At 60.3% G+C, this 20,320-nt stretch carries 15 protein-coding genes; 8 read left to right on the forward strand and 7 right to left on the reverse strand.

What is annotated here, in order from left to right:
• Positions 1 to 109: 109 nt before the first annotated feature.
• On the reverse strand, positions 110 to 2,551 hold the full coding sequence (locus IG616_RS17070; protein ID WP_192149387.1) for a methyl-accepting chemotaxis protein: 2,442 nt from the start codon (positions 2,549 to 2,551) through the stop codon (positions 110 to 112).
• 448 nt (positions 2,552 to 2,999) lie between these two features.
• On the opposite strand from IG616_RS17070, the gene IG616_RS17075 reads away from it, so the two are divergent.
• Positions 3,000 to 4,034 carry an LLM class flavin-dependent oxidoreductase gene (locus IG616_RS17075; RefSeq protein WP_192149547.1) on the forward strand — a complete coding sequence of 345 codons (1,035 nt, stop codon included), beginning with the start codon at positions 3,000 to 3,002 and terminating at the stop codon, positions 4,032 to 4,034.
• Positions 4,035 to 4,130: 96 nt separating this feature from the next.
• Here the strand turns inward: IG616_RS17075 and IG616_RS17080 are convergent, their stop codons facing one another.
• Complete coding sequence (locus IG616_RS17080) at positions 4,131 to 4,670, reverse strand: glycine-rich domain-containing protein (RefSeq protein ID WP_192149388.1); 540 nt, start codon at positions 4,668 to 4,670, stop codon at positions 4,131 to 4,133.
• 406 nt (positions 4,671 to 5,076) lie between these two features.
• Here IG616_RS17080 and sthA point away from each other — a divergent pair, with 406 nt between their 5' ends.
• Positions 5,077 to 6,477, forward strand: coding sequence for a Si-specific NAD(P)(+) transhydrogenase (gene sthA, locus IG616_RS17085; protein WP_192149389.1), 1,401 nt, complete (start codon positions 5,077 to 5,079; stop codon positions 6,475 to 6,477).
• Between the two features lie 71 nt (positions 6,478 to 6,548).
• On the opposite strand, the gene IG616_RS17090 is transcribed toward sthA, so the two are convergent.
• Positions 6,549 to 6,953, reverse strand: coding sequence for an FKBP-type peptidyl-prolyl cis-trans isomerase (locus IG616_RS17090; protein ID WP_192149390.1), 405 nt, complete (start codon positions 6,951 to 6,953; stop codon positions 6,549 to 6,551).
• 90 nt (positions 6,954 to 7,043) lie between these two features.
• Positions 7,044 to 7,940, reverse strand: coding sequence for an ROK family protein (locus IG616_RS17095; RefSeq protein WP_192149391.1), 897 nt, complete (start codon positions 7,938 to 7,940; stop codon positions 7,044 to 7,046).
• A 275-nt stretch (positions 7,941 to 8,215) separates the two neighbouring features.
• Here IG616_RS17095 and IG616_RS17100 point away from each other — a divergent pair, with 275 nt between their 5' ends.
• Positions 8,216 to 9,103: a DUF6030 family protein gene (locus tag IG616_RS17100; RefSeq protein ID WP_192149392.1), complete on the forward strand. Its 888-nt coding sequence runs from the start codon at positions 8,216 to 8,218 to the stop codon at positions 9,101 to 9,103.
• A gap of 542 nt (positions 9,104 to 9,645) precedes the next feature.
• Positions 9,646 to 10,179, forward strand: coding sequence for a hypothetical protein (locus tag IG616_RS17105; protein ID WP_192149393.1), 534 nt, complete (start codon positions 9,646 to 9,648; stop codon positions 10,177 to 10,179).
• 646 nt (positions 10,180 to 10,825) lie between these two features.
• On the opposite strand, the gene IG616_RS17110 is transcribed toward IG616_RS17105, so the two are convergent.
• Complete coding sequence (locus IG616_RS17110) at positions 10,826 to 11,707, reverse strand: LysR family transcriptional regulator (protein ID WP_343072388.1); 882 nt, start codon at positions 11,705 to 11,707, stop codon at positions 10,826 to 10,828.
• Positions 11,708 to 11,873: 166 nt separating this feature from the next.
• Here IG616_RS17110 and IG616_RS17115 point away from each other — a divergent pair, with 166 nt between their 5' ends.
• Positions 11,874 to 13,373 (forward strand): CoA-acylating methylmalonate-semialdehyde dehydrogenase, encoded by a 1,500-nt coding sequence (locus IG616_RS17115; RefSeq protein WP_192149395.1) that lies wholly within the window; start codon positions 11,874 to 11,876, stop codon positions 13,371 to 13,373.
• Between the two features lie 98 nt (positions 13,374 to 13,471).
• On the opposite strand, the gene IG616_RS17120 is transcribed toward IG616_RS17115, so the two are convergent.
• Positions 13,472 to 13,819 carry a hypothetical protein gene (locus tag IG616_RS17120; RefSeq protein WP_192149396.1) on the reverse strand — a complete coding sequence of 116 codons (348 nt, stop codon included), beginning with the start codon at positions 13,817 to 13,819 and terminating at the stop codon, positions 13,472 to 13,474.
• Positions 13,820 to 14,503: 684 nt separating this feature from the next.
• Here IG616_RS17120 and IG616_RS17125 point away from each other — a divergent pair.
• Positions 14,504 to 16,702, forward strand: coding sequence for a TonB-dependent hemoglobin/transferrin/lactoferrin family receptor (locus IG616_RS17125; protein ID WP_192149397.1), 2,199 nt, complete (start codon positions 14,504 to 14,506; stop codon positions 16,700 to 16,702).
• A 374-nt stretch (positions 16,703 to 17,076) separates the two neighbouring features.
• On the opposite strand, the gene IG616_RS17130 is transcribed toward IG616_RS17125, so the two are convergent.
• Positions 17,077 to 18,090, reverse strand: a complete 1,014-nt coding sequence (locus IG616_RS17130) for a DMT family transporter (protein ID WP_192149398.1) — start codon at positions 18,088 to 18,090, stop codon at positions 17,077 to 17,079.
• Between the two features lie 127 nt (positions 18,091 to 18,217).
• On the opposite strand from IG616_RS17130, the gene IG616_RS17135 reads away from it, so the two are divergent.
• Both IG616_RS17135 and IG616_RS17140 read left to right on the forward strand, forming a co-directional pair.
• Positions 18,218 to 18,658, forward strand: coding sequence for an Lrp/AsnC family transcriptional regulator (locus tag IG616_RS17135; protein ID WP_192149399.1), 441 nt, complete (start codon positions 18,218 to 18,220; stop codon positions 18,656 to 18,658).
• A gap of 166 nt (positions 18,659 to 18,824) precedes the next feature.
• Positions 18,825 to 20,282, forward strand: coding sequence for an NAD-dependent succinate-semialdehyde dehydrogenase (locus tag IG616_RS17140; protein WP_192149400.1), 1,458 nt, complete (start codon positions 18,825 to 18,827; stop codon positions 20,280 to 20,282).
• Positions 20,283 to 20,320 lie beyond the last annotated feature (38 nt).

Below are 20,320 nucleotides of genomic sequence, written 5' to 3' on the forward strand. Positions count from 1 at the left end.
GTGTTCATAATAGCGTTCATGGGCTTTGAATATCCGATGCGCGCCAGCGTGGCAATGGGGCGGATGGCCCATTTGGGAATTTCCGCCTCATCACAGGTGGGACGCGGGATCAGGACGCGGCGACTGCGGATAGAAAGCTCTCCACCTCCGCCTTGAGCAGATCCGTCTTTTCAGCCAGGTCTCCAGAGGCGTTGAGAACCTGGCCGGCGGACCGGCTGGTCAGGCTGACCGTCTGGGACAGTTCGGACATGCTGAGCGAAACCTCTTTCGTGCCTTGCGCTGCCTGCTGGACGTTGCGGGTGATCTCGGTGGTCGCGGTGCCCTGCTGGCTGACAGCAGATGCGATCGCGGTGGTGTAGCGGCTAACGTCTTCCATGACGCCGGAGATCCCGGCAATGGCCTCCGCGGAGTCTCTGGTGGCTCCCTGGATAGAGGCGATCTGGCTTGCGATGTCTTCGGTCGCCTTGGAGGTCTGTGTGGCGAGTTCCTTGACTTCGCTTGCAACCACGGCGAAGCCGCGTCCTGCGTCTCCCGCCCGCGCAGCCTCAATGGTCGCATTGAGCGCGAGCAGGTTGGTCTGTTCGGCAATCGCCCGGATCAGGGTGACCACTTCACCGATTTTTGCGGCAGAGGCGGAGAGGCCTGCAACCAGTTCGTTCGTTGCCCGTGTGCTGCTGGTCGCCTGGTCCACCACGCCGGTGGTCTGGGTAACCTGGCGCGAAATCTCACCAATCGAGGCTGCCAGCTCCTCCGCTGCACTTGCGACGGTCTGGACGCTCTGGCTTGCCTCACCGGAAGCGCTCAAGGTGCGGTCCGCGTGTCCTGAGCTCTCTCTTGCCATGTCTGTCAGAGCGCGGGCGGTGCTGTCCAGATCCTGCGCCGTCCCGTCGACGGCTGACAGGATTGAGGCCGCCTTTTCCCGGAAGCCGGCGATCAGATGTTCGATCCGGAGCTGCCGCTGTCTGGCAAGATCTTCCTCGCGGGCCTGTTCCTCCTGGAGCTTCTGACGTTCCAGCGCATTGGTTCGGAACACTTCGACAGTGCGGTTCATGTCGCCGATTTCATCGCCCCGGTCCGTACCGGTGATCTTGATCCCGGTCTCCCCATGGGCGAGGCGCAGCATCAGCTCCGTCGTCGCACGGATCGGCTGGGCGATGGCCCGGTGCAGCAGCATGGCCAGCAGGACGCCTAGGGCGAGAGTGGCGGCGAGCGCCGAGCAGATCACCACGACGGCGTTCGACCCGGCTGCCCGGCTGTCCTTGCTTTGGGTGGTGACGATGCCGGAAATCTCGACGGCCAGTTCATCGGAGAGGCGCTGCAGATCCGCAATGCCCGCTTCTGATGCCGTTCTGGAATGGCTCATGGACTGGAAAGCTTGCTCGAAGGTGAGAATTGCTTCCGGCATAGCACTGATGGCCGAAGCGGCAGCAGGCAGCACGTCGCTGGATTTTGCCAGCTCTTCGGCAGAGGTCTTCAGCATCCCGATCTTGTTCAGGATGACCTTGCCCTGACCGGTGTCTTCCTTCTGGAAGGAAATCGTATCTGCCTGCAGGCTGGCTGCGGTGAGGGCAAGCGTGTTGCCGCTGGCGCTGATATCCGCCAGGGACGACAGGTGGGCCTGCCGCCCGATGGCGTCGCCGAGCTGGCTGTCGAGGGACCGGTAGGCCGCGACGCGCAGTTCAGGAGCCTGCGACTTGATCGTCTCGATGAGGTCCGCGACAGTTTTCTTCTTGCCCATCTTGTTGAAGAGGTTCGTTTCCGCGAGAAGGTCGGGAATGCCGGTCTGGAGAAGACGGGTGTTTTCCGCCACGCCCTTCAGGGTTTCCCCGCTCACGCCGTCGATCCTTGCTGTTTCCAGCGCCGTTCCGGCCTCAACCATTCTGGCAAGGCTGGCTTCAATCTCCAAAGCGGTTTCCGGGGTCATGTCCTTTTGCTTGAACTGGGAAGACTTGCCGAACTTCTCATCCAGCCGGGTTGCCTCTTCCCGAAGCACACCTGCCTGGCTGCCATATCCACGGGCGGAGGACTGGGTTTTGCGGGCCGCTGTCGCAGCCTCTGCAGCTTTCCGCTGTTCTTCAGCAACCTCCTTGCTGATGGTGGAAGCAAGTCCGGCGAGTTGGAGCGTCGCTGCGGCGATGGCCCTGCTCGCGTCCGCTTGATCCTTCACTTCGACGGCCACTTTGCTGAACCGTTCGCCATAGTCTCCAAGCAAAATCTGGGATTGATGGACGCTTTGATGGCTCTCCGACCCATCGGCAATCACGGTTTCAAGCCGTCGCAGGCTGTCCACCAGGCCCTGGATCTGGCCCGCTGTTGCCTCAGCGTGTTCCCTTGAAGGGTGATCGAGGAAGGTGCGCTGAGCGCCGAGAACCTGATGAAGCGAGGCGAGGGCGGCCGATGCCTTGTCCGTGACATCTGCGTTGCGCGTGAGCGCGAAGAGATTGAAGACGGCAGTTGCGCCCAGAACGCCGGTTAGCAGCAGGATGGTTCCAAGTCCACCCCAGACCTTGTGGCCGAATTTCAGATCAGAGAATTTGCGGATTCCAAACATTCTGTTGTCCCAGCAGCGTCTTGAGAAGCAGCGCTTTACCCGCTTCCGTGAAACTTGCTGCAAAGCAACAGAGCCGGATGACAGGGATATGACTATTGCTTGAGGCAAGAAACCGGGCTGGAGAGGCAATGGTTAAGCCCTGGTCCTGGCCGTAGGATCATTTTCTCAAATAGAGCTGCCGCAGCTGGAATTCAGGCGGGTACGAGCTGTTTGAGAGCACGGGATTCCAGAACTTGAGCCTCGTAAGAACTACTTAAGGATACTGGAAGTTTTCCCGGAAAAAGGTTTGGAAATCCTATCCATTGGCTCTTGCGAACACAGCGTTCAGCTTGAGAGGACAATCCTCCCTTTCAGGGGGAGCCCCAGGATCTTAAGTTGGCGGCCAGGATATGGCCCGCTTCACGGCGTGACGCGCCGCAGCCGCAACAACAGGATGACTGACAAGACAATGACCCAGACACTTGAACTTGGTCTCGATACGTTCGGTGACATCACCGAAGCTCAGGACGGCTCTCTCAAGCATGAAGCGGATGTGCTGCGGGATCTGGTGGAGCAGGGCGTTCTGGCAGATGAAACCGGCGTCGATTTCCTGGGTCTTGGCGAGCATCACCGGGCTGATTTTGCCATCTCCGCTCCGGAAATCCTGATGTCCTTTCTGGCTGCCCGGACCAGACAAATCAAGCTTGGGACCTCGGTAACGGTCCTGTCGTCTGATGACCCGATCCGCGTTTTCCAGCGTTTTTCCACCCTGGACGCTCTGTCCGGCGGACGGGCCGAGATTACCTTGGGCCGCGGCTCTTTCACTGAGAGTTTCCCGCTCTTCGGGTTCAAGCTGGATCAGTATGAAGTGCTGTTTGAGCAGAAGCTCGATCTTCTGTCCGCGCTTTTGAACAATGAAGTGGTGAGCTGGTCCGGCCAGATCCGTCCGCCGCTGAAGCAGCAGCGGGTGTTCCCGCGGGTTCAGTCCAAGCCGCTGACCTGCTGGATCGGTGTCGGCGGGAGTCCGGAATCCGTTGTGCGTGCGGTGACTTACAACATGCCGATGATGCTAGCGATCATTGGAGGTAATCCGGCCCGCTTCAAACCCTATGTCGAGCTCTATCATCAGGCCTGTGCCCAGATGGGGCATGAGGTGAAGCCCTTGGGCGTTCACTCTCCGGGCCATGTGGCCGAAAGTGATGAAGAGGCGCTGGAGCAGCTCTGGCCGCATTATAAGGCGTTTCACGACCGCCTTGGCAGTGAACGCGGCTGGGCGCCCATGGGCAAGGAGGCCTTCATCCAGGAAGCCCGTGGCGGCTCGCTTTATGCAGGGGCCCCGGAGACCGTGGCCCGGCGCATTACCAAGACGATCGGGACCCTCGGTCTCTCCCGTTTCGATCTGAAATACGCCACCGGCACCATGCCTCACAGCCAGCTGATGAAGAGCATTGAGCTCTATGGCACCAAGGTCATGCCGCTGGTGCGCGAGATGGTGGCGGGCTGAGCATCAAGCCTTTGTAACTAATTGGCGTCGTAATGAAATGAAAAGCGCTGACCGGGGTTGGGCCGGTCAGCGCTTGATTGTTTCGCGAGGAGGTGATTATTCGCCGCGCCCCGCGAGGCAGTCTGTCGGCTGGAATGGCTGGGTTTCCGGGTCGCACTCGATCAGACAGTCTGAAGCCACGAGGCAGTCGGAAATGACCTGGCAGAGGTCGTCGTCCGATCCCTTGGGGTTGCCGAAAAGGTCGCGGCTCAACGGCCAGATGTCAAACGGCGGAACCTGCTTGAACAGACGTGTGTAATCGATCAGGAAGCGGATATACATGATCGGAAGCTTGGGTTCTTCCTGGATCGACTTGGGCGTGTGGTGAATATATTCACCAAAAGCCTTGTTGCAGAAATCGACATATTCTTTGGTGTGCAGAATGAAAGTGTGAAAGAGCTCGTCGATCGTGTCGATGGTGCCATAGTTCACATTGTGAGAACCACAGACCTCGAAGAACCGGCGGAATTCCGTCTCGATGCGAGAGAGCTTCTCTTCACTGTAATCAGGGTGGTTTTTCTTGAACGCATCCATGACCTTGGAGAGGTCATAGGAGTGGATGACGTTCTTCATCTTTTCAAGATCAGTGGTCTTCATGGAAGTCTCCTCGGTCAAACTGCAGGGGGAGTGGGGGGCTTGGCGGATCTTGCTGCAATGTCTTCTCCGCGCCGGATATGAAATCGGTGCCGCAGTTTCCCCTCAGGCCTTTCTCTTGAAAGATCTTGAACCGGCTTTTGAAAGTTGGCTGAAGGTGTCCGCTGCTGTGCGAAGAAACATGGCAGGCATAAGCCGTGATTTTGATTAAAATCTACTTAAAATTGTCATTTGTGCGCATAGTATTTTTCGCTGGTGCAGCTTTTGGGAGAGCTGGTGCAATGAGCGGCGGAAAGGCGGGATTGCGGGTTGACGCGGCCTTCATGTTTCGGGCTTACCTTCTGATCTATACTGCGGTGCAATATGGAGACTGTCTGTCCGGCGAGGGGCAAGCAGCAGAGGGTAGCCAATGGACCATTATCAGCTCATCGTCATCGGCAGCGGCCCGGCTGGGCGCCGGGCAGCGATTCAGGCGGCGAAATTCGGACGCGACGTTCTTGTCGTGGAAAAAGGGCGCCGTGTTGGAGGTGTCTCCGTGCACACGGGCACAATTCCGTCAAAGACCCTGCGCGAAACCGCGCTCAACCTGTCCGGATGGCGCGAGCGCGGGTTCTACGGCCGGGCGTACCGGGTCAAGCAGGACATCTCGGCGGACGACCTGAGAGCCCGCCTGCATATTACCTTGAACCACGAGATCGAGGTGCTGGAGCATCAGTTCGCCCGCAACAAGGTCGACACCCTGCGTGGCGAGGCCAGGTTCGTGGATGCTCATACGCTGGAAGTGACGGGAGATGCTGGCGAGACCCTCAAGTTCACCGCCGACCGCTTCCTGATTGCTGTCGGCACCAAACCCTTCCGCCCGGACTATGTGCCTTTCGACGGGGAATGTGTGCTGGATAGCGACGAGATCCTGGAGCTGGCGGATCTGCCGCGTTCCATCGCCGTCATCGGCGCAGGCGTCATCGGCGTTGAATATGCCACTATTTTTTCCGCGCTTGATGTGCATGTGACCCTGGTCGAGCCGCGCAATTCCATGCTGGATTTCATAGACAGCGAGCTTGTTGCAGATTTCACCCACGAATTGCGCGACCGGGGCATGGCCCTGCGGTTCGGTGCCAAGGTTGAGAAGATCGTCAAGCATGGCCCCGGCAAATGTGAAATCACGCTGGAGGGCGGGCGTTCGGTCCGCTCCAACGTGGTGCTGTTCGCCGCCGGACGCATGGGCGCGACCGACAGCCTTAACCTGGAAGCCTGCGGGCTTCCTGCGGATCACCGGGGACGTCTCAAGGTCGACCCGGCAACCTTCCAAACCGAAGTGCCGCATATCTTCGCGGCTGGTGATGTCATCGGTTTCCCGAGCCTTGCCTCTACCTCCATGGAGCAGGGCCGCATTGCCGCCTGTCATGCGCTGGGCGAAAAGGCCTATGACCCGCCGGAGTATTTTCCATATGGCATCTATGCCGTTCCGGAAATCTCGACGGTTGGTATGACAGAGGAAGAGGTCAAGCAGCGCGGCATTCCCTATGAATGCGGCATCGCCCGGTTCCGGGAGACCTCGCGCGGCCACATCATGGGCCTGAATTCCGGCATGCTGAAGATGATCTTTTCCCTGAAGACCCGGCGTCTGCTCGGCTGTCACATCGTGGGAGAGGGGGCAACCGAACTGGTCCATATCGGCCAGGCGGTACTGAACCTGAAGGGAACGCTCGAATATTTCGTCGAGAACACCTTCAATTATCCGACCCTCGCCGAAGCCTACAAGATCGCGGCGCTGGACGCCTGGAACCGGATGCCGCCGCTCGACCGTTAGCAGCTTTCAGAACGAAAAAAGCCTCCGGAACGGCCACTCCGGAGGCTTTCGTGTTTAAGGCAAGCCCGCGCTTATTTGACGCCCAGCAGCTCGACTTCGAACTTCAGCGTTGCGTTCGGCGGAATGACCCCGCCAGCGCCGCGGCTGCCATAGCCCATCTGCGGTGGAATGATCAGCTCGCGCTTGCCGCCGACCTTCATGCCTGCGACGCCTTCATCCCAGCCCCGGATCACCCGGCCCGCGCCGAGCGGGAAGGAAAAGGGCTCACCTCGGTCCACGGAGGAATCGAACTTGGTGCCGTCCATCAGCCAGCCGGTGTAATGCACCGTGACCATCTGTCCTGCGACGGCTTCCGCGCCATCACCTACCTTGAGGTCGGTGATCTTGAGCTCTTCCGCATGGGCGATGGCGGCAGAGGAGGCAATGAGGCCAGCGGCAAGGCCGGGGCGCAGGAACTTGAACAGCTTGCGGATCATGTAAGAATCTCTCGCAGTTTCAGATGACAGGAGCCTGCCGGGTCATTCCGGCGGGAATGTGATGGCCGGCGGGATTATGGTCGGTTGTGGTCAGTCGTTCCAGAGCCAGGCCGCGCCGCGCACGCCCGAGCTGTCGCCATGGCGGGCCTTGCGGATCGGCACTTCATAGACATCGGACATGATATAAGGAGCCATGGCGGCGGGAAGGTCTTCATAAAGCTCTTCCACGTTCGACATGCCACCGCCCAGAACAAAGCAGTCCGGATCAAGCAGGTTGGCCGACATGGCCATGGCCCGGCCAAGGCGGCTGACATAGGCCTCGTAAGTGGCCTTGGCGCCTGCGTCGCCCGCGCGCTTGGCTGCCATGATCTCGTGGCCTTTCAGGGACTGCCCAGTGCGCTCCAGATGATCTGCCTGAAAGCCGGTGCCGGAGCACCAGTGGTCAATGGCGCCAGGATGGCCAAGCCAGTTGACCGGGCCGGGAAACTCCTCCGGCTTCAGCCACGGCACGGGGATCGCGCCCCATTCGCCGCCAATGCCGTTGGCGCCCCGGTGGGCCTTGCCATCAATGGCGATGCCCGAGCCGCAGCCAGTGCCGATGATGATGGCATGAACGATGTGGCAGCCCGCGCCGGATCCGTCCGTGGCCTCAGACACGGCCAGGCAATTGGCATCGTTCTGGATGCGGACGGGGCGGCCCATCCGGCGCTCCAGATCCTTGTCCAGCGGTTTGCCGTTCATCCAGGTGGAATTGGCGTTCTTCACGAGACCCGTTGCCGGTGATATGGAGCCGGGAATACCGAGGCCGAGGCTGCCGGTTTGGCCTGTCGCCTTTTCCGCGTTGGCGACCAGCGTTGCCACTGCTTCGATGCAGCCGTCATAGTCGTCGCGGGGGGTGGGCATGCGCTCGCGGAACAATTCCTCGCCCCTGTCCCCCAGGGCGATGATTTCCATCTTCGTCCCGCCCCAATCGATGCCTAGCCGCATGCTGCCTCCCGAATTTCCAAAGTCCTGAACAGCATGCGCCTGAACGGCAAACAGGCTGTGAGCGGCGTCATGTAACCGGCGCATCTAGAGGGTTTCAAGAGGCTTGATGCGGTCGCTGTTCACGAACTTTCTGAAAACCCGTTGAAATGACCCGGTTTTAGGACCAGAAGTGGGGGCAAGGAAGCTGTGCGGCGCTCTGTGGCGGAGGTTTGGCTGCATGGGTTCCTGATTGCAGCAGCTGTCTTGCGGGCGCTGCTGCCGTTTGAGGCCGGACCATGGACAAACGCAAGCGCGAATTTGAACAGGGCAAACGCCGGGCTCCCGATTGGCTGCGGCAGGACAACCGCCGCCGCATCTGGGGCGAGGATGCTGCCTTTGCCGCTGCGCCCCCGCGGCCGGTCCAAAGGGCGCCCTGGCGCGGCGGAAAGCTCAAACCCGCACCCCAGGGCCAAGTGCTTGCCCGCGCGCTGATGATCGGCCTGCCTCTTGTGCTGGCCGCAGCCCTGACAGGAGCGGTGGTGTTCAGCGATGAACTCGGTCTGACAGAGCCGGCCCCGGCGCCCCTTGCGGCGCCTCAAATCCCGGATCCCCTGGCCGGGTTCGATGCCGGCACCCGCCAGACCCTGACGGAACCGGACGTCCTGGTCCCCGCAACGCTGAAGCTCGGCTTTAGGGGCGATCCCCAGTCGCTCTGCGACGAGATGGGCGCCATGGGGCTGGAGAACAGCGGCTGGAACCGTGCTCCCTTTATTTCGGGCGCCTGGCAATGCGCGTCCAGCCTGGTGCCGCTGACCACGCCCAGCGTCGACTATGGCCCCGCGACCCTGTTCTTCCTGCTCAGGGGCAAGGCTGCGGACAAGGTCGACTATCTGCGGCTGAAGCTGAACGTGGAAGATCCCAAACAAAAGGAAATTGGCGAGAAAGCGGCCCGCATGGTCATCTCCGCCTTGTCTGACCGCTATGGCTGGGCCGTGCCTGACGAATTCCTCCAGGCCATCCGGGACTTCAGGCCGCTGGAGACCACGGACCGGGGCGTCCGCCTCTCCGTTGCCCCGGAAAATCCGAATCTGACCGGCGACCCCGCCGCCGCCCGCCGCCTCAACATCATCATCGACTTTGGCGACCCGGAACTGATCCGCCCGGCGGACGGGTTCGAGCGGTGAACGGGGCGTTGTCACGCTCAGCAGGACTTTGGCCTGCCGCCCGGCCTTTTATTATGGCATCCTCAGGATGAGGATGAGAGGTTGATGACAAAGGGGGGCTCTTTTCCCGTTCGTCATGGTCGGGCTTGACCCGGCCATCTGCAAGTCATTGACTTGTTTAGGTCCTCGGCTCAAGGCCGAGGAAGACGGAGGAGAGGTGGGGGGCAGCAGTCTGGCCTCCTCAGGATGAGGATGAGAGTTATTTGGCACCGCATATCAACACGGCCGCCTCATCCGAAGATGCAGCGATGCTGCGTCTCCAAGGATGGGAGGCTTCAGCCTTTCTTTGCCTGACCCATCAGGAATTGCTCCTGCCTGCAAGAATGACCTAGGATTGCTGACGCGGACTTGCTCCATGGGGCAGGGCATTCATCAATAGGCTGGGGGCAGTCATGTTCTGAATTGGCAAGTTCACGTTGGAAAAAGGCACCGGTCCGCAGGCCGGACGGCGGAAACAGGTGGGGAGGCTTGCCTCTTGCCGGAGATTGGGGCTGGCGCTGGTCGTGGCACTCAGCGGTCTGGGACTGACGACCACCATCTCCCATGCAGCCGATTACGCCGTCTATGAAGAGCATTCGCCGGAAACCAAGCCGATGCAGCCGGGCGGGAACCTGCGGACGCTGAACCGGGTGATCACCCAGACGGGCGATGCGATCCATCTGGACACGGAAACCGGCATCGTCTCGCTCAAGGCTGGAACCTACCGCATCTCTGGCGTGTCCGTGGTAACCTATTTCGACGCCACGGCGGATACGGATGGCCGGGTGTCGGCTGCAGCCCGACCCAATGCCAGCTATGCCATGCTGCTACATCCGGGCAAGGCCAGCCGCGACGTGGAGCCTCTGGCTCTGGGAACCGTCGCGACCGCAAACATGGTCCCGAGCCTCGTCGACACGATCCTGACCTTCGACCAGGACACCCAGATCGTGCTGATGCACCAGGCCGGCCGCGATGTGGAAGGCATCTATCTGGAGGTCTATGTCGACAACTCCGACAAGCACGTCATGGCCCGGCTGGTGATCCAGAAGCTGGAATAGGGGCGCCTCAATAGAAATGAAGGGCTGGATTTTCATCGAATTTGGAAAGTGGGTTTACTATGAAATACTGTCTTATAGTGTCGTTGGCCGTTGTTCTTGTTGGGTGTGTGAGCACTGAAAGTAACTATAATCGTGGTGATAATTCACAACGAAGTGCTGACATGGATGATTGCCAAGTGAATGCGCTTTCCAAGGCGCCAAGGGCGCTAAATAGTTACAACGTTGACCTAAATTTTGACTTGCGAATGAGGATATTTGACGCGTGCATGTCCGAAAAGGGGTATGCGAAGACGTAGCATTGGGGCCAGGGAAGTAAGTTCTTTGGTCTTCTCGGATAGAAACCCATGCATGCAGTGTCACCCCGGCCGAAGGCAAAGCCGGAGAGCCGGGGCCTACTCATTTCCAGAGTGGTCGTGCCGTCTGGCGTGGCCGCAAGTTCAATTCCTAGCGCCTCTTTCCCTCAGAGTGGGGAGTGAGCGGGTATCCCGTTCTTTCTCAAGGCGAGGCAGTCGATCTGATCTGGAAACATGCGATGAGATGACAGGCTACATCTTCACGATTGGCAGGAATTGCTCAGCTCTGGCAATGAGTAGGCCCCGGTTCTCCGCTTCGCTGCGACCGGGATGACGACCAGCTAATAAATGCCTCACCCGAACATCCCCCGGTCTTCCGCAACGCAATTGCGGAGGAAGTCCTGGACCACGGAGACGTGGCGAAGGGGGCGGGAGCTTTCGTGGGTGACCATCCAGTAGGCGCGCTCGATCCTGAGGTCCGGCAGCACGGGGATCAGATCCGGCAGGCTGCGGGCAATGAAATGATGCAGGATGCCGATGCCGGCCCCCGCCTTTACAGCTTCCGTCTGGCCAAGGGCCGAGGCGATCTCGAAGCGGGAGGACCAGTCCCGCACCACATCCGCCGCATAATTGAGGGCAGGGGAATAGATCAGGTCTTCCACGAAGCCGACCAGATCATGGTCTGAGAGGCTTGCCGGGGTCTCCGGCATGCCCCGTTCTTCCAGATAGGCCGGAGACGCATAGAGCCCCAGGGCATAATCCACCAGCTTGCTGGCGACGAGCCGCCCGTGCTCGGGCCGCTCGACCGTGACGGCAATATCCGCCTCGCGCCGGGACAGGGAAAAGGAGCGCGGCACAGGCACCAGCTGAATGGTGAGGCCTGGGTGGGCGCGGGTAAGCTTAGCAAGGCGCGGGCCGAGATAGGCCACGCCGAAACCGTCCGGCGCGCCAATGCGCACGGTGCCGGTAACCTCTACCGAGTTGCCGCCAAGATCTTCCTTCGCCGCCATCATTTCCGCTTCCATGCGCTCGGCCCGTTCCAGAAAGCGGGACCCTGCCTCGGTCAGGAAGCAGCCGCTGGTGGAGCGGTCGAACAGGCGGGCCTCCAGCGCGGTCTCCAGCGCGGTGAGACGGCGGGCGACGGTCGCATGGTTCAGCCCGAGGCGCCGGGCGGCGGCGAGAATCTGGCCAGACCGGGCAATGCCGAGAAAAATGCGGATATCGTCCCAGTTCACAGGCTGGCTCCCGTCTGGCAAGGTCTGCGGATCAAGTGTCTGTTGCTTTAATTTTCGCACAATGGATGCGGAAACCATACCCTTGTTTGCGGCAAAAATAAAAGGCACTAAAGGGTCACTTCAAAGGGGCCGGTATCAGCTGGCTCGACAGCAGGGAGATTACGCCATGCGCACGATTGGTCATTTCATCGGCGGCAAGCACGTAGAGGGCACCTCTGGCCGCTTTGCCGACGTCTTCAATCCGGCAACCGGTGAGGTTCAGGCCAAGGTGGCGCTGGCAACAGATGCGGAAATGGCAGCCGCTGTCGCCAATGCCGCTGCCGCGCAGCCGAAGTGGGCCGCCACCAACCCGCAGCGCCGCGCCCGCGTGATGATGAAGTTCGTCGAGCTTCTCAACCGGGACATGGACAAGCTGGCCGAAGCCCTGTCGCGTGAACACGGCAAGACCCTGCCGGATGCAAAGGGCGATGTGATCCGCGGTCTGGAAGTGGCAGAGTTTTGCATCGGTGCGCCGCACCTCCTGAAGGGCGAATTCACCGAAGGTGCTGGCCCGGGCATCGACATGTATTCCATGCGCCAGCCTCTGGGCGTCGTGGCCGGCATCACGCCGTTCAACTTCCCGGCCATGATCCCGATGTGGAAGTTCTGCCCGGCCATTGCCTGCGGCAATGCCTTCATCCTGAAGCCGTCCGAGCGCGATCCGTCCGTGCCGATCATGCTCGCCGAGCTGATGATCGAAGCCGGTCTTCCCGCTGGTGTTCTGAACGTCGTCAACGGCGACAAGAGTGCCGTGGATGCGATCCTGGACGATGAAACCATCCAGGCCGTGGGCTTCGTCGGGTCGACCCCGATTGCCCAGTATGTCTATGCCCGCGCAACCGCGTCCGGCAAGCGCGCCCAGTGCTTTGGTGGCGCGAAGAACCACATGATCATCATGCCTGATGCGGACATGGATCAGGCTGCCGATGCGCTGATTGGCGCCGGTTATGGCGCTGCCGGTGAACGCTGCATGGCCGTCTCCGTTGCTGTTCCGGTTGGTGCCAGCACCGCGGATGCGCTGATCGCGAAGCTTGCGCCGAAGGTCGAAGCGCTGAAGATCGGGCCGTATACCGCAGGCGATGATGTCGACTTCGGCCCGCTGGTGACCAAGGAAGCGCTTGCCCGCGTCAAGGGTCTCGTGGACCAGGGTGTCAAGGAAGGCGCGACGCTGGTTGTCGATGGCCGCGGCTTCAAGATGCAGGGCTACGAGAACGGCTACTTCATGGGCGGCTGTCTGTTCGACAACGTCACCCGTGACATGGATATCTACAAGACCGAAATCTTCGGCCCGGTCCTGTCCGTTGTCCGCGCAGAAACCTACGAGGAAGCGCTTGAGCTGCCGATGAGCCACGAATACGGCAACGGCACGGCGATCTTCACCCGCGACGGCGATACGGCCCGCGACTTCGCGTCCCGCATCAACATCGGCATGGTCGGCATCAACGTGCCGATCCCGGTTCCGCTGGCCTATCACACCTTCGGCGGCTGGAAGCGGTCCGGCTTCGGCGATCTGAACCAGCATGGTCCGGACGGGTTCCGTTTCTACACCCGCACCAAGACCGTCACCTCCCGCTGGCCGTCCGGCCTCAAGGATGGTGCCGAGTTCTCCATCCCGACGATGAAGTGAGACCTGATCCGGGCGTCAGCCCGGATCATTCGCTCCAGCGGAGCTTGCTGCGAATTTCAACGCCGCCCTTTCGGGGCGGCGTTTCTGTTTCAGCGGGCTCAGCTTGCCTTCAGGTAGTTCTGGGCAGAGGCCTCCACCTTCCGGTCCAGCCGGTAGTGGGACATGCTGATGATCCCGTCGATCGAGCTCATGAGGGCGGCGAAGCCGGGATCGGTGCGGACCCGTTCCCCGGCGGCCTTTGCGGCCTCAAGGCTCTCCCACATGGCCACATCGGCAAAGACAGTGGCGTCGTCCTCACTCTCCCAGGCGGCCCAGGACAGAAAGCCCTCGTACTGGCTTATGGCATCCTGAGCGGCCCGGCGGGCCTTTGCCGCGTCATCGGGGTTCTTGATCCGGTAGATCACGAGTTCAAGGCAGGGGCTGGCGGGTGTCTGTTTGGCGGTCATGTTTGTCTCCGGTTTGTCTTTGCCGCAGTCTCCTGCGGGAAGGGGACGGGCCTTAGGCCCATGACCGAAACAATAGCGAAGGCCTCCTGACAGCCTTCTGTCAGGAGTGCCGGTCCTGGCGCCCCACGCCGGCATGTTTTTTGCGAGCCGGGGAAACCGCTTTTTAAAAAAAAGACCGGCAGAGCCGACCTTGAAGGTGATGTTTCGGGTTGCCCGCAACCGGGCCTGAATGCAGCAGAAAGCGGAAGGGCTGCCTGTCAGCGGGACTGGAATACATGCGGAAAAAAAGCTCTGTTTGAAACGCGCGCATTACAACCATGACAGGCGTCGGAGTGCATCCTCTTTTCGCAGTTTTCCACATGTTGTGATTTTCAAGATGCTCAGGGTGCGCAACCTTGCGGTGCTTTTCTGGTTTTGTCCGAGGGTGAAACTTCTTGAAACGATGGGTTCCTGGTGTTGCGGAGGGGCAACATTGCCTGTGGATTGCTGTTTGTGGCGCAAATGTGGACTCGGTAAAAATTATATATGAGTATAATACTCATGAATAAGTCTCCGGTGCCTTCGATGCAGCCCCTTGCGGCTGCCTGCTCTGCTTTACCGGTCTGACATCGCCAGCCAGCCGGGCGCCGCCTGGAACTCAGCCAGCCTTTTCTCCAGACAATCGAAACCTAAAAGGATGGCCGTATGTCATATCATGCGCGCATGACGCTCCTGCTTGCCGGGACCGTGATCGGAACATTGGGAGGCTGGACCTCTGCTCATGCCCAAAGCGCAGCAGTCAAGGCTGCCGAAGCTGCAGAAGAGGGCTCTGCCGGGCAGGCCACGCTTTTGAAGAAGCTGGTCAGCAATTTCCAGGAAGCTGAAGTTTCCGGTGCGACGGTGAGCACGGTTACCTCGCTGCAGCTTGAAGACCGGCAGGTTACCACCCTCAAGGATCTCAACAAGATTGACCCGAGCGTGGACTTCAACACCGACAACGGCAGCGTCAACATCCGCGGCCTCGATGGCTCCCGTGTCCTGACCACCATCGATGGCGTGCCCGTGCCGTGGATGAATGAGCCGATCTATGGGGCGCAGGGCGGCGTCAGCACCTTCGGCTTTGATACGCTGTCGCAGGTCGACATTCTCAAGGGCGGGGATTCCTCCCGCTACGGGTCCGGCGTTCTCGGCGGCATGATGGGTCTGCGCACCATCACCGCGGAAGACATCATCTCCAGCGGCAAGACCTGGGGCGGGGAGAGCAAGGTCTCCTATGATTCCTCCGACAGCAGTGTCAGCCTGAGCCAGGCAGCAGCAGCTCGCGTTGGCGCGACCTCTGTCCTGTTGCAGGGCGGCTACAAGATCGGTCACGAGACTTATACCCAGGGTGAAACCGGTGGCACAGGCTCAGCCCGCGACAAGGCGAACCCGGCTGACTATGACCAGTACAATCTCCTGGGCAAGGTCTTCCACGATTTCGACGGTGGCCACCGGGTTGGCGTCATCGCGGAACATTATCACAGCAAGGATGATGTCGATGCGCTGACCTCGCGCAGTTCAACCTATTCCGACTATGACACCATCGAGAAGAGCGAGCGCACACGCGTTTCGTTGCAATATGACTATGACGCCCAAACGGAAAATCCGTTCCTGGATGAGGCGCATGTCCTGGCCTATTGGCAGCAGCTCAAACTGAACTATGACAGCGAAGCCATCCGGACCGGATCGCTGGCCGGTGACTATGACCGCGGCGACGAGCTGACCCGGGATGGCTTCGGCGGCCATCTGGACGGCAGCAAGACACTTCAGCTGTTCGGCCAGGAAAACCGGTTCCTGTTCGGCATGGACGGCTATTTCGGCCAGTCCACCCAGTACACATCCGGTCAGGACGCCTGCTCGGTCACCTACAGTTTCTCCTGCAGCTTCTATCACACCAACCAGTCCTACCAGCCGGACGTGGACACACGTACCTTTGCGGCTTTCCTGGAAGACCGGATTGCGCTTGGGCAGACGGGGTTTGCGATCACACCGGGTGTGCGCTTTGACTGGTACACTCATAATCCCAGCATCTCGGCCGGATACGCTGCCAATGACTCGGCTCTGGATCTCGACAAGAACACGGACAGCGCCGTCTCCGGCAAGTTCATGGCCGAATACGGCTGGAGCTTTGGCCGGGTCTATGGCCAGTGGGCTCAGGGCTTCCGGGCTCCGACGGCGGATGAGCTTTTCACCACCTATGGCTCACCCGCGACCTATCTCACCATCGGCAATCCCAACCTGAAGGCCGAAACCAGCAACAGCTTCGAACTAGGGCTTCAGCTTGGCGATGATCAGTTCGGGGGCGGTGCGGCAACGTTCCTCAATCTCTACAAGAACTTCATCGACACGGAATCCGTCACCGCAGCCTCTCTTGGCCTTTCCGGTTATCCATACGGGGTAACCCGGTACATCAACCGTCAGGACGTCCACATTTATGGCGCGGAAGCCAATGTCCACTGGCGCTTCAAGCCGAACTGGAAGGTCAGCGCTTCCGTTGCCCTCATCAATGGCGAGGATGCGGACACCGGCGAGACGATCAAATCCATCCCGCCGTTCCGCGGCATCCTGGATCTGGCTTATGATGACGGCACCTGGGGCGCGGGCGCGACCTGGACCGTTGCCAGCAGCCGGGACAATGTCGGCCTGTCCAAGGGCTATACCCCGGGCTACGGGCTGCTGGACTTCCGGGCGAGCTACAAGCCGGAGCAGATCGCGGGCCTCAGCATTTCGGCCAGCGTCGAGAATGTCTTCGACCAGACCTACTACAACGCGGTGCGTCTGCCGACCTCGTCCCTGTCCCAGCCGGACCTCTATTATTCCGAAAGCGGCCGGACCTTTAAGGCAAACCTGACCTACAAGTTCTGAGATCTGAAGAGTGTGGCAGCCGGGTCCAATCCGGCTGTCCTGTTCCCCCGCGTATCAGCACAATAGCCTCCGGCAGATCCTTGCCGGAGGCGTTTGACTGCTGACGAAGGAAAAACCTTTCGAGGTCATCCCGGTTTGGCGTATGAGCGCCAAGACCGGGATCCAGTATCCCGTGGGTCACGTTTTTGGGAAAAAGAAGACATCTCAATTGGTTACTGGGTCCCCGCCTTCGCGGGGATGAAAGCCGTCTACTCCGACGATCCTAGAGGTCTTAGGGTTTGGAAGGTTTTTGACTGCTGACAAACCCGGATTTCAGAAGTGTTCTCCGCGCCGCCCCGGCCTTGAGCCGCGACCTGCAATTTTCAGCATAGTCATCAGACGGGAGATCCCGGATCTCCGCTGCGCTTCGTCCGGGAAGGCGCAGCGGCGAGGTGTGAGATCAATATGCAGTTTCCCGTCCTGCCTGCCGGCCCGCTCCATTGGCACCGGCTTGCCGTGCGAAGCGGCAGAAGCCGCCAGCCAAGCGAGACGCCTGCCGCCGCAAGAATGATGGCCGCCGCACCGGCAATCTGCACCGGCTGCAGCTCAACACCGAACGCGAACCGGTCGACCGCGATGGCGGCAAGCGGATAGATGTAGGAGAGCGCTGCGGTCAAGGTCGTTGGCAGCTTCTGGATCGCGCCATAGAGCAGCGCATACATGATACCCGTATGCACAAAGCCAAGGGTGATCAGGCTGCCCCAGGCAGCCCCCGTCTGCGGCAGGTCGCTGAACGAGGCGAAGGGCGCCAGGATGACCATGCCGGTGGCAACCTGAACCAGGGCAATCAGGTGAGGGGGGATGCCCCGCAGCTTCTTGGTGACCGCCGCTGCTATGGCGTAGAGCGCCGCAGCCCCGAGAGCCAGGGCAATGCCCGTGCCGTAATCAGTCCCCACGTAGCTTGTTCCATGGGCGCTCTCCGGGCGGCTGCTGATGATCAGAACCACCCCCAGGAAGGAAATCACCAGCCAGCCGGTTTTCTGGAGGCTTGGCCGCTCCCCGAAGACAGTCATGCCGATGGCCGTCAGCATGAAGGGCTGCGTGTTGTAGACGACGGTTGCCACGGAAATACTGGCTCTGGGATAGGCCTCGAACAGCAAAAGCCAGTTCAGAACGATCGCAACGCCTCCGGCCACCGCGAGGCCAAGGAGAGGCAATGTGAAACGGGCCTTTGCAAACAGGCCAAGGCTCCAGCAGATGACAAGAAGGGCAAGCAGTCCAATGGCGCAGCGCCAGAACACCACTTGGAGCACAGGCAGTCCCGATTGAAGGACGAACCAGCCGATGGTGCCTGAAATCAGCATTGCTGCCGTCATTTCAAGCCCGCCGTGAACATTCTCGGATTTCATGTTGGTCACTCCAGTTTCTAAGTGACCTCAGGATCTCAGATCGCTGCGCTGCTCTCCATGGACTGAGTAAGATCGTTGCGCTAATATGAGCTCGAAATTTAGGTAAAAAAATTAAGAAGCCTTAGAAATGAAGATTGATGATGTCGACCGCTGTCTGCTGGAAGCCCTGCTTGAGGATGCCCGGCTGCCGCTTAAGGAGCTGGCCGCCAGGGTCGGCATGTCCTCTCCCGGTGTGTCCGACCGGTTGAAGCGGCTGGAGGAAAACGGCGTGATCCGCGGGTTCACGCTGGATGTGGACCCGAAGGCGCTGGGATATCTGTTTCAGACCATCGTTCGCGTCCGCCCCTTGCCGGGAAATCTGCATGTGGTTCAAAAAGCCTTGCAGGACACCCCGCAGATCACCGAATGCGACAAGGTGACGGGGGAGGACTGCTTCGTGGTCCGGATGCATGTGCGCTCCATGGAGGAGCTCGACCAGGTTCTGGACAAGATTGCTGAGAAGGCGGAAACGAGCACCGCCGTCGTCAAGTCTCAGCCGGTAATACGCCGTTTGCCGCCCGTTCTGTGACCCGCCTCTGTCCAACCCCTGCCACAGGGCTGGGAAGGGCCAGATTTCTGCCCAGTGAACGGAACAAATGCGTATCCCGCCGGTTATCTGAAAGACCGGCTGTGCAGCATTCGATCTGGCGGATACAGTCCGGACTGAAGTGATTGTAAAATTCAAGGACGACATCATGCTGACGTTGAAAGACCCCGGACTTCTGACCACCAAGGCCTATGTCAACGGCAAGTGGATCGAGGGCGGGGAAACCTTCGAGGTGACCAATCCCGCAACGGGCGAAGTGATCGCCAACGTGACCCATGTTGACGTTCCGGGCGTGACGGCTGCCATCGACGCCGCCTATGCGGCCAAGAAGGGCTGGGCCGCGCATACGGGCAAGGAGCGCAGCGCGATCCTGCGCAAATGGTTCGAGCTCATGGTGGAGAATGCCGACGACCTCGCCACCATTTTGACGGCTGAAATGGGCAAGCCCTTCTCCGAAGCGCGGGGTGAGATCCTTTATGGCGCGTCCTTTATCGAGTGGTTCGCAGAAGAGGCAAAGCGCGTTTACGGCGATACGATCCCAGGCCACCAGCGCGACAAGCGGATCGTGATCCTGAAGCAGCCGATCGGCGTTGTCGGCTCGATCACGCCCTGGAATTTCCCGAATGCCATGATTGCCCGCAAGGTGGCGCCTGCGCTCGCCGCAGGCTGCACCTTCGTCGCCCGTCCGGCCGAGCTGACACCGCTTTCTGCGCTGGCCATGGCGGTTCTGGCCGAGCGGGCAGGGGTCCCGGCTGGTGTCTTCAACATCATCCCGTCGAAATCTGCTGCTGAGACCGGCGAGGAGCTCTGCCGCAATCCGAAGGTGGCCAAGATCTCCTTCACCGGCTCAACCCGCGTCGGCACGATCCTGATGCAGCAGTGCGCGCCGACCATCAAGAAGATGTCGCTGGAACTGGGCGGCAATGCACCGTTCATCGTCTTTGACGATGCGGATGTTGATGCTGCTGTCGACGGCGCCATGATCGCGAAGTTCCGCAATGGTGGCCAGACTTGCGTCTGCGCCAACCGCATCTATATCCAGTCCGGCGTCTATGATGCCTTCGCTGAAAAGCTGGCCAAGAAGGTTGCCGCGCTCAAGGTCGGCGATGGCCTTGCCGACAAGGACGCCGCAGTCGGTCCGTTGATCAGCAAGTCCGCTGTCGAGAAGGTGGAAGATCACCTGAAGGATGCGCTGGCGAAAGGCGCGAAGGTAGAAGTCGGTGGCAAGCCCCATGAAAAGGGCGGTACTTTCTTCCAGCCGACAGTGCTGACCGGCATGAAGCCGGAGATGAAGATCTCCACCGAGGAAACCTTCGGCCCGCTGGCTCCGCTCTACCGCTTCGACACCGAAGAAGAGGCGCTGGATCTGGCCAATGACACCGAATTCGGTCTGGCCGGCTATTTCTATTCCCGCGACATCAACCGCATCTGGCGCGTTGCCGAACGCATGGAAACCGGCATGGTCGGCATCAACACCGGTCTGATTTCCACGGAAGTGGCCCCCTTCGGCGGCGTCAAGCAGTCCGGCCTTGGCCGCGAAGGCTCCAAATACGGCATCGATGACTATGTGGAGATCAAGTACCTCTGCTTCTCCGTCGAGAACTGAGGTCAATTAAAACAAAAAGACCCCGGCGAGCTGCTGCT

The organism is Roseibium litorale, from assembly GCF_014842915.1.
GTDB lineage: Bacteria > Pseudomonadota > Alphaproteobacteria > Rhizobiales > Stappiaceae > Roseibium > Roseibium litorale.